13 protein-coding genes are annotated in these 15,227 nt (G+C 66.1%); 12 read left to right on the forward strand and 1 reads right to left on the reverse strand.

The genetic code is table 11. From position 1 onward, the window contains the following. Window positions 1-57: 57 nt before the first annotated feature. The 8 genes from QBK88_RS20450 (at window position 58) to QBK88_RS20485 (ending at window position 9,434) form a co-directional block, all read left to right on the forward strand. Window positions 58-1,014 carry an ABC transporter permease gene (locus QBK88_RS20450; RefSeq protein WP_158153291.1) on the forward strand — a complete coding sequence of 319 codons (957 nt, stop codon included), beginning with the start codon at window positions 58-60 and terminating at the stop codon, window positions 1,012-1,014. Continuing rightward, on the forward strand, window positions 1,011-1,871 hold the full coding sequence (locus tag QBK88_RS20455) for an ABC transporter permease (RefSeq protein ID WP_277963470.1): 861 nt from the start codon (window positions 1,011-1,013) through the stop codon (window positions 1,869-1,871). The genes QBK88_RS20450 and QBK88_RS20455 overlap by 4 nt, the downstream gene beginning before the upstream one ends. Next, complete coding sequence (locus QBK88_RS20460) at window positions 1,872-3,716, forward strand: ABC transporter ATP-binding protein (protein WP_277963471.1); 1,845 nt, start codon at window positions 1,872-1,874, stop codon at window positions 3,714-3,716. It abuts the gene before it with no gap. After that, entirely contained in the window at window positions 3,713-4,021 is a 309-nt protein-coding gene (locus QBK88_RS20465; RefSeq protein ID WP_158153288.1) for a (2Fe-2S)-binding protein, read from the forward strand. The genes QBK88_RS20460 and QBK88_RS20465 overlap by 4 nt, the downstream gene beginning before the upstream one ends. After that, window positions 4,003-5,379 carry an NAD(P)/FAD-dependent oxidoreductase gene (locus tag QBK88_RS20470; RefSeq protein WP_277963472.1) on the forward strand — a complete coding sequence of 459 codons (1,377 nt, stop codon included), beginning with the start codon at window positions 4,003-4,005 and terminating at the stop codon, window positions 5,377-5,379. Before QBK88_RS20465 ends, QBK88_RS20470 begins: the two co-directional genes overlap by 19 nt. Then, window positions 5,376-6,545 (forward strand): FAD-dependent oxidoreductase, encoded by a 1,170-nt coding sequence (locus tag QBK88_RS20475; RefSeq protein ID WP_277963473.1) that lies wholly within the window; start codon window positions 5,376-5,378, stop codon window positions 6,543-6,545. Before QBK88_RS20470 ends, QBK88_RS20475 begins: the two co-directional genes overlap by 4 nt. 148 nt (window positions 6,546-6,693) lie before the next feature. Continuing rightward, window positions 6,694-7,851 (forward strand): acetylornithine deacetylase, encoded by a 1,158-nt coding sequence (gene argE / locus QBK88_RS20480; protein WP_277963474.1) that lies wholly within the window; start codon window positions 6,694-6,696, stop codon window positions 7,849-7,851. 125 nt (window positions 7,852-7,976) lie between these two features. Further along, the gene (locus tag QBK88_RS20485; RefSeq protein WP_277963475.1) at window positions 7,977-9,434 is read left to right on the forward strand and encodes an NAD-dependent succinate-semialdehyde dehydrogenase; all 1,458 of its coding nucleotides are present in this window, start codon (window positions 7,977-7,979) and stop codon (window positions 9,432-9,434) included. 41 nt (window positions 9,435-9,475) lie between these two features. Here QBK88_RS20485 and QBK88_RS20490 read toward each other — a convergent pair whose 3' ends face one another. Further along, window positions 9,476-10,402 (reverse strand): 2-hydroxyacid dehydrogenase, encoded by a 927-nt coding sequence (locus QBK88_RS20490; protein ID WP_277963476.1) that lies wholly within the window; start codon window positions 10,400-10,402, stop codon window positions 9,476-9,478. A gap of 219 nt (window positions 10,403-10,621) precedes the next feature. Here QBK88_RS20490 and gabT point away from each other — a divergent pair, with 219 nt between their 5' ends. The 4 genes from gabT (at window position 10,622) to QBK88_RS20510 (ending at window position 14,749) form a co-directional block, all read left to right on the forward strand. Continuing rightward, window positions 10,622-11,917 (forward strand): 4-aminobutyrate--2-oxoglutarate transaminase, encoded by a 1,296-nt coding sequence (gabT, locus tag QBK88_RS20495; protein ID WP_277963477.1) that lies wholly within the window; start codon window positions 10,622-10,624, stop codon window positions 11,915-11,917. A gap of 65 nt (window positions 11,918-11,982) precedes the next feature. Then, complete coding sequence (locus QBK88_RS20500; protein ID WP_277963478.1) at window positions 11,983-12,624, forward strand: 2-haloalkanoic acid dehalogenase; 642 nt, start codon at window positions 11,983-11,985, stop codon at window positions 12,622-12,624. A gap of 45 nt (window positions 12,625-12,669) precedes the next feature. Beyond that, window positions 12,670-13,158 (forward strand): Lrp/AsnC family transcriptional regulator, encoded by a 489-nt coding sequence (locus QBK88_RS20505; protein ID WP_158153280.1) that lies wholly within the window; start codon window positions 12,670-12,672, stop codon window positions 13,156-13,158. A 121-nt stretch (window positions 13,159-13,279) separates the two neighbouring features. Beyond that, window positions 13,280-14,749 (forward strand): aldehyde dehydrogenase family protein, encoded by a 1,470-nt coding sequence (locus QBK88_RS20510; protein WP_277963479.1) that lies wholly within the window; start codon window positions 13,280-13,282, stop codon window positions 14,747-14,749. The last annotated feature ends 478 nt before the right edge of the window (window positions 14,750-15,227 follow it).

Raw genomic sequence — 15,227 nt, forward strand, 5'->3', positions numbered from 1 at the left:
GCCGCGGCTACAGGAACGCGTTGAACCGGGTAAACACACAGGTGCAGGAGACGTACCATGCACAACACTCTGTACTGGCTGATCGCGCGGCGCCTGGGCCTGGTGGCCCTGACGCTGCTGATCGTGTCGATGGTGGTGTTCGCCATCACCGCGATACTGCCCGGCGACGCCGCGCAACAGGCCCTGGGCCAGTTCGCGACCCCCGAGCAGGTGGCAGCGCTGCGCACCCAGTTGGGCCTGGACCAGCCAGGCATCGTCCGTTACCTGCACTGGCTGGGCGGCCTGGTCACCGGCCACCTGGGCGACTCGGTGTCCAACGCCATGCCGGTCAGCGAACTGATGGCCGGGCGCCTGCCCAGCACGCTGATGCTGGCGGCCGTGACCGCGCTGGTGTCGGTGCCCGTGGCGCTGACCCTGGGCATCGTCTCGGCCATGCGCCGCGGCGGCCGCCTGGACAGCGTGCTGAGCTTCTGTACCCTGACCCTGGTAGCGGTACCGGAATTCCTGGTGGCGACCCTGGCGGTACTGATCTTCGCGGTGAAGCTGCGCTGGCTTTCGGCGCTGTCGTTCGCCACCGAGGTGCACACGCCGCTGGCGTTTCTGCGCGCCTATGCCTTGCCGGTGGTGACCCTGTGCTGCGTGATCGTGGCGCAGATGGCGCGCATGACCCGCGCCGCGGTCATCGACCAGCTCGACAGCCCCTATGTGGAAATGGCCCGCCTCAAAGGCGCAAGCCCGGTGCGCATCGTGCTGCGCCATGCCTTGCCCAACGCCATCGGCCCCATCGTCAACGCCGTGGCCCTGAGCCTGTCCTACTTGCTGGGCGGCGTGGTCATCGTCGAGACCATTTTCAACTATCCCGGCATCGCCAGCCTGATGGTGGATGCCGTGACCAACCGCGACATGGCCCTGGTCCAGGCCTGCACCATGCTGTTCTGCGCCGCTTACCTGGCGCTGGTGCTGGTGGCTGACGTGGCGGCAATCCTTTCCAACCCGAGGCTGAGACAGCAATGAACAACGTCATTGGCAAGTCTGCCCGTTTCAAACCGTTCCCTTGGGTGCGCACGCCGCTGTTGGGCCTGGTCGGCGCGGGGCTCTGCGCCTTCTGGCTGCTGGTGGCGCTGTTCGGCGGCTGGCTGGCGCCCCACGGCGTGGGTGACGTGATCTCCAGCAACGTGTTCGATGACATCGGCCGTGCGTTCCCCCTGGGTACTGACTACCTGGGCCGCGACATGCTCAGCCGGGTGTTGATCGGCGCGCGTTTCACCGTCGGCCTGGCCCTGGTGGCGGCGGTACTCGCCAGCACCGTTGGCACCTCGTTGGCATTGCTCTCGGTGGTATCGTCACGCTGGTTGGACGGCTGCGTCAGCCGCCTGATGGATGCGTTGATTTCCATCCCCAGCAAGATGCTGGCGCTGGTGGTGGTGTCGGCGTTCGGCGCCTCGGTGCCCTTGCTGATTGCCACGGCGGTGCTCAGCTATGCACCGGGTTGCTACCGCATTGCCCGCAGCCTGGCCACCAACATCGAAGCGCTGGAGTACGTGCAAGTGGCCCGTACCCGCGGCGAGCCGCGCTGGTACATCGCTTGCGTGGAAATACTGCCGAACATGCTCAACCCGGTGCTCACCGACCTGGGCCTGCGGTTCGGTTTCATCGTGCTGCTGCTCAGTGGCATGAGTTTTCTGGGCCTGGGCGTGCAGCCTCCGGACGCCGACCTGGGTTCGCTGGTGCGGGAAAACATCGGCGGCCTCAGCCAGGGGGCGCCGGCGCTGGTGATCCCGGCGTTGGCCATCGGCTCCATGACCGTGGGCATCAACCTGCTGATCGACAGCATTTCCAGCCATCGCCAGCGTAGCAAGGGAGGGCACTGAATGAGCCATCTCATCCAAGTCAAGGACCTGCGGGTCAACGCCTGCGGCGACAGCGGCGAAACCGAGATCGTCAAGGGTGTGAGTTTCAGCCTGGAGCGCGGCGAAGTACTGGCGCTGATCGGCGAGTCGGGTTCTGGCAAGACCACCATTGCCCTGTCGCTGCTGGGCTATGCGCGCCGAGGCTGCCGCATCGCCGGCGGTGAAGTGCGGGTGGGTGATCAAGACGTATTGACCCTGAGCGAGGGCGAACTGCAAGCCCTGCGTGGCAACCGGGTGAGCTACGTGGCGCAGAGCGCCGCGGCGGCTTTCAACCCGGCGCACCGCCTGATCGATCAGGTGCTCGAAGGTGCGCTGATCCACGGTGTGGGCGGCAGCCGCGAGCAATTGCGGGCAAAGGCCATCGAGTTGTTCCGCGACCTGGCCCTGCCAGACCCCGAACACATCGGCGAGCGTTACCCGCACCAGGTCTCGGGCGGGCAGTTGCAGCGCGTCATGGCCGCCATGGCGCTGATCAGCGACCCCCTGCTGGTGGTGCTCGACGAGCCGACCACGGCGCTGGACGTCACCACCCAGATCGAGGTGTTGCGGGCCTTCAAGCGCGTGGTGCGCGAGCGTGGCGCCACGGCGGTGTACGTCAGCCATGACCTGGCGGTGGTAGCACAGATGGCCGACCAGATCATCGTGCTCAAGGGCGGGCAGATTCTTGAAGACAACGGCACCGCCGCGCTGCTCAAGTCGCCGAACCATGAATACACCCGCCGTTTGCTGGAGGCCGCGCGCCCGGCGGCGAAGATTCGCGTCGACGACGTGGCCCGGGGCAACACGCCGTTGCTGACCCTGCGCGGGCTGACCGCCGGCTATGGCCCTCGCGACCTGCACGGGCTGCCGCGCATCCGCGTGCTGGAAGACATCGACCTGACCCTGCACCGCGGGCAGGCTATCGGCATCATCGGCGAGTCAGGCTCGGGCAAGTCTACCCTGGCGCGAGTGGTGGCCGGCTTGTTGCAACCGGCGCGTGGCGAGGTCATGTTCGACGGCCAGCCCTTGTCCAGTGACCTGCAAGGGCGTTCGCCAGACCAGTTCCGGCGCATACAGATGGTGTTCCAGAACGCCGACACCGCGCTCAACCCCATGCACAGCATCGCCAGTATTCTTGGCCGCCCCTTGCGGGCGTGCCACGGCCTGAAAGGCGCCGCCCAGCGCCAGCGCATCGATGAACTGCTGGACCTGGTGAAGCTGCCGCGCAGCCTGGCTGAACGGCGCCCTGGCGCCCTGTCGGGCGGGCAGAAACAGCGGGTCAACCTGGCCAGGGCCTTGGCCGCCAAGCCGGACCTGATTCTGTGCGACGAGGTGACCTCGGCCCTGGACACGGTGGTGGGGGCGGCCATTCTGGAGCTGCTGGCCGAACTGCGCCGCGAGCTGGGGGTGTCGTACCTCTTCATCAGCCACGACATTTCCACCGTGCGCGCCCTGTGTGACGACGTGGCGGTGATGTACAGCGGCCACATCGTTGAAAGCGGCAGCCGCCAGGCGCTGGGGCAGGCACCGTTCCATCCTTACACCAACCTGTTGATCAACTCGGTGCCGGCCCTGCGCCAGGGCTGGCTGGAAAGCACGGCGGTGGCGTGCAAGCTGCCGCCCATCAGCGCGCCCACCGCCAACCAGCGTGAATTGTGCACGTTCCTCAACCGTTGCCCGCTGCGGGTGGAAGGGTTGTGCAACCACACCGCGCCCAACCGCCGGGTGATCGCCGGTGGCAGCGAGATTCTCTGCCACCTGGACAGCCCGCAACTGGCCGCTGGCCAACCGACCCTTGTCTTGCCCGCTCAGGGAGCCTACGCATGAGTGCCCGTTTTGTCCGCTTGGCCGAGCAGCAACGCCCGGCCGTTCACTTGCTGGTCGATGGCCAGCCGGTTCAGGCGCTGGAAGGCGACACGCTGATGGTGGCGCTGCTGACCAGCGGCGACAGCCTGCGCGGCTCTGAATTCGACAACGGCCGGCGCGCCGGTTTCTGCCTGATGGGCGCCTGCCAGGACTGCTGGGTATGGACCCGCGACGGCGAGCGCCTGCGCGCGTGCGGCGAAGACGTGCGCGAGGGCTTGGATATTCTTACCTCACAACCGGAGGCGGCATGGCCACTGCGCGGGTAACCATTGTTGGCGCCGGGCCCGCGGGCATCCGCTGCGCCGAAACCCTGTTGGCGGCCGGTATTCGCCCAACGCTGGTGGACGAGGGGCGTCGCGCGGGCGGGCAGATCTACCGCCGCCAGCCCGAGGGCTTCACCCGGGACTACCGCCAACTGTACGGCAGCGAGGCCGGCAAGGCCCAGGCCCTGCACGAACGTTTCGACCAGGTGCGCGGGCAGCTGGATTACCGCCCCGATACCCTGGTGTGGAACCTGGCAGACCAGCAACTGTGCTGTGTCAGCCAGGGCCGCCATACGGCGCTCGAATACGACGCGCTGGTGCTGTGCACCGGCGCCACCGACCGGCTGCTGCCGGTGCAGGGCTGGCAGTTGGCGGGCACCTACAGCCTGGGCGGCGCACAGATCGCGCTGAAGGCCCAGGCGGTGTCCATCGGTGCCAGCGTGGTGTTCATGGGCACGGGGCCGCTGCTGTACCTGGTGGCCAGCCAGTACGTGAAGGCCGGTGCCAAGGTGGCTGCCGTTCTGGACACCTCGCCGCTGTATTCGCGGCTGCGCGCCGCGCCAAAATTGCTGGCCCGCCCGGGCGTGCTGGCCACCGGCGTCGGTTTGCTGGCCGGGTTGTACCAGGCGGGTGTGGCCGTGCACCTGGGCGTCACGCCGTTGCACATTGATGGCGACGAACGCACGGGTGTGCAGGGCGTGACCGTGCGCACGGGCAAAGGCGCGACCTTGCGGGTGGGTTGCGACGCCGTCGCCCTGGGCTACCACCTGCGCCCGGAAACTCAACTGGCGGACCTGGCCGGTTGCGCCTTCGCGTTCGACGAGGCATCTGGCCAGTGGCTGGTGCAGACCGATCAAGACGGCCGCACCTCATTGGCCAGCGTCTACGCCGCTGGCGATGGTGCGCGTATTCGTGGCGCGGACGCGGCAGAGGCGGCGGGGCGCCTGGCGGCCCTGGCGTTGTTGAGCGACCTGGGTTTGCCGGTGGCGTCGGGCGCGGCCGAGGCCCAACGGCGGGTCCTGGCGCAGATGGAGCGCTTCCGCCTGGGCCTCACCGAGGCGTTTCCATGGCCGGCGGCGCAGGTTCAGCACTTGCCGGACGAAGCCATCGTCTGCCGCTGCGAGATGATCAGCGCCGGCGAACTGCGTGGCGTGGTGCGCGAAAAGGGCGCCTGCGAGGTCAACCGCGCCAAGGCGTTCAGCCGGGTGGGCATGGGCCGGTGCCAGGGCCGTTACTGCTCCCAGGCCGGGGCCGAGATCATCGCCGCCGCGGCCGGGGTGCCGGTCAAGGAAGTGGGGCGCCAACGTGGCCAGGCCCCCGTCAAGCCACTGACCCTGAAGCTGCAGGAGGTGCAGGCATGAACGTGCAACAGGCCGATGTAGTCATCGTGGGAGGAGGCTTCATGGGCGCAGCCGCCGCGTTTTTCCTGCGCCAGCATGGGCGCTCGGTGATTGTGCTGGAACGTGACCAGATCGGTCAGTACGCCAGCGGCGTCAACTTCGGCAATGTCCGCCGCCAGGGCCGTTACCTGTGCCAGCTGGAGCTGTCCAACCGCTCGTATCACCTGTGGAAGCGCCTGCCGGAATTGATCGGCGAAGACCTGGAGTTTCTGCCCAGCGGGCACATGCGGGTGTGTTATGACGCGGCGCACATCGCCGATCTGGAAGCCTACGCCCAGGCGCCGGAAGCCCGCGAACTGGACTTGCAGATTTTCAGTGGCAAAGCCTTGCACGAGCGCTTCCCGTTTCTGGGGCCGGAAGTTCAGGGCGGTTCCTACGCGCCCCACGACGGTCACGCCAACCCGCGCCTGGCGGCCCCGGCGTTTGCCCGCGCCGCTGTCCGCGCGGGCGCCACGGTGCATGAGCGCACCGAGGTGCGCGAGGTGCAAAAGGTAGGCGGTGACTTCCACATCGAGACCACCGACGGGCGCCGCTTCAGTGCGCCCAACCTGCTGGTGACCGCGGGCGCCTGGGGCGACAGGCTGTCGGCGCAGTTCGGCGAACCGGTGCCGCTGGACACCAACGGCCCGCAGATGGCGGTGACGGAACCGGTGCCTTACGCCTTGAAAACTGTGATTGGCGTGTACACCAAGGTCCCGGAAGAAGTGATCTACTTCCGCCAGATCGCCCGTGGCAACATCGTCATTGGCGGCGGTTACCGCAGCAAGCCGGACATGCTCAACCGCCGCGCCCACGTGGAGCCGCGCAGCATCCTCAACCAGATCAGCCAGATGCGCCGGCTGGTGCCGGGCATCGCGCCGTTGAACATCATTCGGGTGTGGAGCGGTATCGAGAGCTACACGCCGGACTCGTTGCCGATCATGGGCCCCAGCGGCCAGGTCGACGGCCTGTACTACGCCTTTGGTTTCTGCGGCGCCGGCTTCCAACTGGGCCCCGGCGTAGGCGCGGTCATGGCCGAACTGATCGCCACCGGCAGCACCAGCACGCGTATTCATGATTTCCACATCAACCGGTTTGCACCTGCCACCTCCATGAACGCGCTCATGAAACCAGCCAGAACACACTGATGCATTGACATTCAACAGCCGACCCTGTGGGACCGGGCGAAGCTTGGGAAAGGTACACCGCGTGCGCTCAACCGGTGCGCAGCGCTTCATTCCCGAGCTTTGCCCGGTCCCACAGAGAGCATAATGACCTCATCCTGAGTGGCCACTCATGAACCCACGCACACTCGACATTCTCAAACAACTGATCAGCTTTGACACCACGTCGTCCCAGTCCAACCTGGCGTTGATTCATTACGTGCAGCAACGACTCGAGGCCAAGGGTATCGAAACCCGCCTGGTGCATGACGATGCCGGTACCAAGGCCAACCTGTTCGCCAGTGTCGGCCCCAGGGACGTGCCCGGCGTGCTGCTGTCCGGTCACACCGATGTGGTGCCCGTGGCCGGCCAGGCCTGGACCAGGCCGCCGTTCCAGGCCACCGTCATTGACGGCAAGCTGTACGGCCGTGGCGCCTGCGACATGAAGGGTTTCATCGCCGTGGCCATCGATACGCTGCTGACGGCCGCCGACCAGCCGCTCAGCCGGCCGCTGCAATTGGCCCTGTCCTATGACGAGGAAATCGGCTGCGTGGGCGTGCGCCGTCTGCTGGATGTGTTGCACCTGGCGCCCCAGCGGCCGTTCCTGTGCATCGTCGGCGAGCCCACCCAGATGCACTTCGCCCTTGGCCACAAGGGCAAGGCCTCGTACCGCGTGCAGTGCCACGGCCAGGAAGCGCATTCGTCCCTGGCACCACTGGCGGCTAACGCCATTCACCTGGCCAGCGACTTCATCACCCGGCTGCGCGCCACCCAACAACGCCTGCAAGCACACGGCGCCCATGATGATGCTTACGACATTGCCTACAGCACCGTGCACGTCGGGCGTATCGATGGCGGCAAGGCGCTGAACATCGTGCCCAACCTGTGCACCCTGGAATTCGAGATTCGCCACCTGCCGGCCGATGATCCCGAGGTGATGCTGGCGGACCTGGCCGAGCAGGCCGAGGCCATTGCCCGCGAGGCGAAGAAGGTCAGTGGCGTGGCCGACATCCACATCGAAACCCTCAACGCGTACCCGGGCCTGGAAACCTCGCCGACGGTAGCGGCGGTGCGCTGGCTGAAGGCATTCGCCCCGCCTGAAACGGCCCAGGTCAAAGTCGCCTTTGGTACCGAGGGCGGGCTGTTCGCCCAACGCCTGAACGTGCCGGTGGTGGTCTGCGGGCCGGGCTCCATCGAGCAGGCGCACAAGCCCGACGAGTACGTGGAACTGGCACAACTGCAGGCCTGCGAACACCTGCTGCACACCCTGTTGCAGGGCGTGCGCGGCTGAGCAGGCAGCTCATGCTGCCTGGCCGCCGATTTCAGCATTCGGCACTGTTGCCGGGGCGTATTCGGCATCACCCCGGCGGCGCATGTTTTTAGACTGGTCCTACCACGACTCACAGGATCAGCCCCATGTTGCGCAACCGCTTGAAAGACCCCACCCTGCTGGCCGAACGGGCCTATATCAACGGGCAATGGCTGGCGGCCGATGACGGCGCCACCCTGGAGGTGCTCGACCCGGCCACCGGCCAGTGCATCGCCCACGTGCCGGCCCTGCAGGGTACCGAAACCCGCCGCGCCATCAAGGCCGCCGAAGCGGCGTTGCCGGCGTGGCGTGAACGCCCGGCGGCGCAGCGCGCCTTGCTGCTGGAGGCCTGGTACCAGGCGATTCTGGACAACCTGGACGACCTGGCACTGATCATGACCCTGGAGCAGGGCAAGCCCCTGGCCGAGGCCCAAGGCGAGATCCGCTACGCCGCCAGCTTCGTCAAATGGTTCGCCGAGGAAGCCCGACGCCAGTACGGCGAGACCATTCCTTCGCCCAGTGGCGACCGTCGTCTGTTGACGCTCAAGCAGCCGGTGGGTGTCTGCGCCGCCATCACCCCCTGGAATTTTCCCACCGCCATGATCACTCGCAAGTGCGCGCCTGCGTTGGCGGCGGGGTGCACCATCGTGGTCAAGCCTTCGGACTTGACACCGTTGTCGGCCCTGGCCCTGGCGGTGCTGGCCGAGCGGGTGGGCATTGCGGCCGGGGTGTTCAATGTGGTGACCGGCATGCCCCAGGGCATCGGCGGCGAGCTGACCGGCAACCCTGCCGTGCGCAAGATATCCTTTACCGGCTCCACCGCCGTTGGCCGGCTGCTGATGCGCCAGAGCGCCGAACACATCAAGCGCCTGAGCCTGGAGCTGGGCGGCAACGCGCCGTTCATTGTGTTTGATGATGCCGACATCGAGCAGGCAGTGGCGGGGCTGATGCAGAGCAAGTTCCGCAACGCCGGGCAGACGTGCGTGTGCGCCAACCGCATCCTGGTGCAAACGGGGATTTACGAGCGCTTTGCCGCGCGGTTGCTGCAGGAAGTGGCAACGCTGAAGGTCGGCAACGGCCTGGAGGCGGGCGTCACCCTGGGGCCGTTGATCAACCAGGCTGCCGTGGAAAAAGTCGCGCGCCATGTGGATGACGCCCTGGGGCAGGGCGCGCGGCTGTTGTGCGGCGGTGTGCCAGAGGCGGCCAGCCCCTTCGTCGAGCCCGTGGTGCTGGCGGATGTCACGGCTGACATGCTGTGCACCCGCGAGGAAACCTTCGGCCCGCTGGTGCCCTTGATTCGCTTCGACACCGAAGCCCAGGCGATCGCCATCGCCAACGACACCCCCTACGGGCTGGCGGCCTATTACTTCACCCAGAACCTGCAACGTTCATGGCGGGTAGGGGAGGCATTGGAGTTTGGCATGGTGGGCCTCAATACCGGCGCCATCTCCATGGAAGTCGCGCCGTTTGGTGGCGTGAAGCAATCCGGGCTGGGCCGTGAAGGTTCGCGCTACGGGCTGGATGAATACCTGGAAATCAAGGCGTTTCACATCGGCGGGCTGTAACCGCGGCAGGCTCGGTCCCTCCCTGAGGGACCGGGCGGGGGTCAGTAGCCGTCGGCGCGGTCGATCTGGCCGTTCAGAGGTTCGCCGCGCTGGTGGCGGCGGATGTTGTCCAGCAGCACGGCAAAGGCGCTGTCCGGCTGGGTCATGGCAGCGATGTGCGGTGTCAGCACAATGCCGGGGTGCTGCCAGAAAGGGTGGTCGGCCGGGGCCGGCTCAACCCCCAGCACGTCCAGCACCGCGCCGCTCAACTGGCCGCTGGCCAAGGCCGTCAGCAGGTCGGCTTCGTTCAGGTGTGCCCCACGGCCCATGTTGATCAGGGCGGCGCCCCTGGGCAGTTGCTCGAACAAGGAACGGTCGAGGATGCCGCGGGTCTGCTCGGTCAACGGCAGCAGGCAGATCAGGATGTCGCACTGGCCGAGAAAGGCAGACAACTGCGCAGAACCTGCGAAACACTCGACCCCTGTCAGCTGATGCGCGCTGCGCGCCCAGCCCGATAGCGCAAAACCCAGCCCCTGCAGGCACTTGATGATGGCCTTGCCCTGCTGCCCCATCCCCATCACCCCGACGCGACGCTGGCTGGCGGGCACCAGCGCCCGCGCTTCCCATGCCCCGGCCTGCTGCTGGGCACGGTAGCGTAGCATGTCGCGGTGCAGGCTCAGCACCGCCCAGGTAGCGTATTCGCACATGCCCTGGGTGATGCCTGGGTCGAGCATGCGCGCCACCGGCAAGTGCGGGGGCAGTGCGGGCAGGTTCAACTGGTCGACCCCGGCGGATATCGCCAGCAAGGCCTTGAGGTTGGGCAGCAGGGTGGCCAGGTCATCGGGTGCCTGCCACGCGGCCAGGTATTCGATGTCGGCAGGGTTGCCGATGTCGGGCCACTGGCGGAACTCGATATCGGGGGCGTGGGCGGCGAATAGCTGTCGCCAGCGCTCGCCTCGCTGGGGGTCGGCTTTGTAGAGCAATGCCATGGGGGAGTCCTTGTCGGGGGAGTCAGGCTGTTGAAGCGTTTGTTCAATAAAGCCTTCATTCCATTGTGCCCCATCCACGCCAAGCGATTCTGCCGTTTGCGCCCCGCAAAACAGTCGATGTGCCCTTGCTGGCCGGCAACTTCGGCCACGTCGCCTCCGCGCAACCCGTACTCTGGAATACATCGAAACCCACCTCGGGCATGGCCACAGGAAGCTTTCATGAACAGCAAACTCAATGACACCCCTCGACTGCTGCAACAGCGTGAACAATCAGTGCCCCGCGGCGTGCTCACCGCCCACCCGCTGGTGATCGACCGCGCCCAGGGCTCACAGCTGTGGGACGTGGACGGCAAGCGCTACCTGGACTTTGTCGGTGGCATCGGCGTGCTCAATATCGGGCACAACCACCCCAAAGTGGTCGAAGCGGTGCAGGCACAGTTGACGAAAGTCTCCCATGCCTGTTTTCAGGTGGTCGCCTACCCCCCCTACATTGAGCTGGCCCAGCGTTTGAGCACACTGGTCGGCGGTGAGGTACCGCACAAGGCGGCGTTGTTCACTTCGGGCGCCGAGGCGGTGGAAAACGCCATCAAGATCGCCCGTGGCCACACCAACCGTCCCGGTGTCATCGCCTTTCGCGGTGGCTTCCACGGGCGTACGCTGCTGGGTTGCAGCCTGACCGGCATGAGTCAGCCGTACAAACAGAACTTCGGCCCGTTCGCGCCGGAGATCTTCCACACTCCGTACCCCAACCCTTACCGTGGCATCAGCAGCGCTGATGCACTGGCGGCCTTGCAAGACGTGTTCGCCACCCAGATCGCCGCGGACCGAGTGGCGGCCATCATCGTCGAGCCGGTGCAGGGCGATGGCGGCTTCCTCACCGCGCCGCCGGAGTTCCTGCAGGCACTGCGCGCGTTGACCGAGCAACACGGCATTGTGCTGATCCTCGATGAAATCCAGGCCGGATTTGGCCGCACCGGCCGCTGGTTCGGCTTCCAGCACGCTGGCATCCAGCCGGACCTGGTCACCGTCGCCAAGAGCCTGGCCGGCGGCCTGCCGCTGTCCGCCGTGGTCGGGCGCAGTGAGATCATGGACGCGCCCACGCCCGGCGGCCTGGGCGGCACCTACGGTGGCAATGCCCTGGCCTGCGCTGCGGCGCTGGCGGTGATCGATGCCTTTGAGCACGAGCATTTGCTGGCCCGTGGCGAACAGTTGGGCGTGCGCTTGCGCGCGGGGCTGCAGGTGCTGCAGCAGCGTTACCCACGCATCGGCGACGTGCGCGGCCAAGGCTTCATGCTGGCCATGGAAATGGTCAGCGGCGATGCCGGTGCCAGCCCCGACGCGGCCCTGGCTCAGCAGGTCATCGACGCCGCCCGCGAAGGCGGACTGCTGGTGATCAAGTGCGGGGTGCACCGCAATGTCGTGCGGTTCCTCGCCCCCCTGACCACCACCGACCTCGAACTCGACGAAGCCCTGGCCATCCTCGACCGCGCTTTGGCACGGGTCTTGATTGCCTGAACCTCACGACAGGCCCGGGCTTCATCGCCTGGGCCGCCGTTGTCCATCATGGAGATGAAGTTGGCATGCGCCTGACTGATTATCGTGTGTTGCTGCTCGACTGTGACGGCGTGCTGATCGACCGTGACAGTGGCGTCTGGACGGCGCTGCAGGGCCTGCTCGTCGGCACGGGCGTGGTGGCGGAAAAGGGCCCCGTGCTGGACCGCTTCGAACAGGTGCTGCATGGCCTGTACCCGCGGTTCGAGGAGCTGGGCTTTACCGGGCTGTTGTGTTTCGCCCATCGCCAGTTGGCCGAAGCGTTGCAGGTGCGGGCCAGTTGGGAGGAGAGCCTGAGCTTCGCCCGCACCCCCGTGACCTGGCCGCTGTTCGAGGACGCGCCCGGGGCATTGCTGTACCTGCGCAAGTTCTACCGGCTGGTGATACTGTGTGATCGCGATGCCCAGGACCGCGAAGCGCTGTGCGAGCGCCTGGGGATCCACACCGAGGAGCTGGTGGCGCCCGCCCAAGGCCAGGCCTGGCTGGACCAGCAGCAAGTACCGTTCGAGCAGGCGCTGTGGGTGCGCGCCAGCCTGCCTGAGCCTGCGGTGCAGGGCGCCGTGTGCCTGTTGCGACGGGGCCGGCGGCAAGCAGGCCAATGCCCGGTGGACGAGTGCGTCAACAGCCTCGCCGACCTGGTGGCTCAACATCAGCTATGGTTACGCCGTTGAATTGATTGAAAAACCTCAGGGACATTGGCATTCGAGGGCAACTGAATGGAAGGCATGGTCAAACTGGACCGCATCGACATCAATATCCTGGTCGAGCTGCAAAAAGATGGCCGCATGACCAACGTCAGCCTCGCCGACGCCGTTGGCCTCTCGGCCAGCCCCTGCCTGCAGCGGGTCAAGCGTCTGGAAGCGGCGGGCTATATCTCCAGCTACAAGGCCCACATCAACCTGGCGAAGATCACCGAGTCGGTGACGATCTTCACCGAGGTGACCCTCAGCGACCACAAGCGCGAGGACTTCGCCAAGTTCGAGGCCAACATTCGCCAGGTCGACGAGGTGCTCGAGTGCCACCTCATCAGCGGCGGTTACGACTACCTGGTGCGCTTCATGACGCGCAGCATCCAGCACTATCAGGAGGTGATCGAAAGCATCATCGACAAGAACATCGGCATCGCCAAATACTTCAGCTACATCGTCATCAAGTCACCGGTGATGAAAGAGGTGGTCCCCCTGCGCAAGCTGATCCGGCACTAGTGCGCGGAAAACCGCCGCCATTCAGCACAACATCCCACGCAACCCCGGAGAACGGCACGCTGCGCCTGGCCGCGTCTGGTAGCGTATCAGCCATGGATTTTCCTTTTTCGGGGCCACGTGAATGACCGACCAGACCACCCATGTTTTCAGCATCGACCCGGCCCTCACGCGCCGGTTCTATATCAATGGCGACTGGTGCCTGCCGGTGCGCGAGGCGGGCAGCCTGCCCGTGGTCAACCCCGCGACCGAGCAGGTAGTGGCCGACGTCGCCAAAGGCACCGCGCTGGATGTCGACCAGGCCGTGGTGGCTGCCCGCGCTGCGTTTACCCACTGGAGCGTTTCGCCGGTGGCCAGCCGGGTGCGGATACTCACGCGCTTGCATGAGCTGATGCTGGAGCGCAACGAGCAGTTCGCCCAGGCCTTGTCCCTCGAGATGGGCGCTGCCATCGGCTTTGCCCGCACCTTGCAGGTGCCCCTGGCCGCGGAGCACATTCGGGTGGTCCGTGATCTGTTGCCCGAGTATCCCTTCCAGCAGGTTGAGAACGGTACCGCCATCGTCCGTGAAGCCATTGGCGTGTGCGCGCTGATCACCCCATGGAACTGGCCGCTCTACCAGATCACCGCCAAGGCCGCCGCGGCCATCGCCGCAGGTTGCACCGTGGTGCTCAAACCCAGCGAACTGTCGCCGTTGAGCGCGCTGCTGTTCGCCCAACTGGTGCACGACGCCGGTGTGCCTGCCGGGGTATTCAACCTGGTCAACGGCAGCGGCGCCGAGGTGGGCGAAGCCATGGCCAGCCATCCTGACATCGACATGATCTCCATCACCGGCTCCAACCGCGCCGGCGCCCTGGTAGCCCAGGCCGCGGCACCGACAGTGAAGCGCGTGACCCAGGAACTGGGTGGCAAATCCCCCAACGTGCTCTTGCCCGATGCCGACTTCGCCAGGGTGGTACCGCTGGGCGTGATGACGGCATTCCGTAACGTGGGCCAGTCCTGCAGCGCGCCGACCCGCATGCTGGTGCCACGAGCGCGCCTGGCTGAGGTCGAAGCCCTGGCGGCGGCCACCGCCGAGTCGATCCTGGTGGGTGACCCGGCCTCGCCTGACACCGTGCTTGGCCCTATCGCCAACCAGGCCCAATTCAACCGCGTGCAGGCGATGATCGCTTCAGGCATCGAGGCGGGCGCCAGGCTGATCTGCGGCGGTACGGGACGTGTGGCGAGCCTGGAAGTTGGTTATTACGCCCGGCCGACCATTTTCTCCGACGTCGAACCGGGCATGGCCATTGCCCAGGAAGAAATCTTCGGCCCGGTGCTGTGCATCCTCCCTTATGACACCCTTGACGACGCCGTGGCCATCGCCAACAACACGGTCTATGGCCTCAGCGCCCACGTGCAAGGCACGGACCTGAACCAGGTGCGCGCGGTGGCCTCGCGTATCCGCGCCGGCCAGGTGTTGCTCAATCATCCGGCCTGGAACCCGCACGCGCCGTTCGGCGGCTACAAGCGCTCGGGCAATGGCCGGGAGTTTGGCGTGCATGGGTTCGAGGAGTACCTGGAAACCAAGGCCATCATCGGTTACGAGACCACTTAAACCCATCAAGCAGCTTCGCCGAGTCCCGGGCTGACACAGCCTGTGGGAGCACAGCTTGCTGGCGAAGGACGCAATGCGGCCCATCAGGTACACCGCGCTGCCTTTTTCGCTAGCAAGCTACGCTCCCACCCCCGCGCCGACGCAGCCTGTAGGAGCACAGCTTGCTGGCGAAGGGCGCAATGCGGTCCATCAGGTATACCGCGTTGCCTTTTTCGCTAGCAAGCTACTCTCCTACCACCAGGCCGACACAGCCTGTAGGAGCACAGCTTGCTGGCGAAGGGCACAACGCGGCCCATCAGGTACACCGCGTTGCCTTTTTCGCTAGCAAGCTACGCTCCCACCAGGACACCAAGGAGCGCCAGGCTGACCCAGCCTGTAGGAGCACAGCTTGCTGGCGAAGGGCACAACGCGGTTCATCAGGTATACCGCGCTGCCTTTTTCGCTAGCAAGCTACGCTCCCACCACCAGGCTGACCCAG

It is taken from the genome of Pseudomonas sp. RIT-To-2 (genome assembly GCF_029623465.1).
Lineage (GTDB): Bacteria > Pseudomonadota > Gammaproteobacteria > Pseudomonadales > Pseudomonadaceae > Aquipseudomonas > Aquipseudomonas silvicola.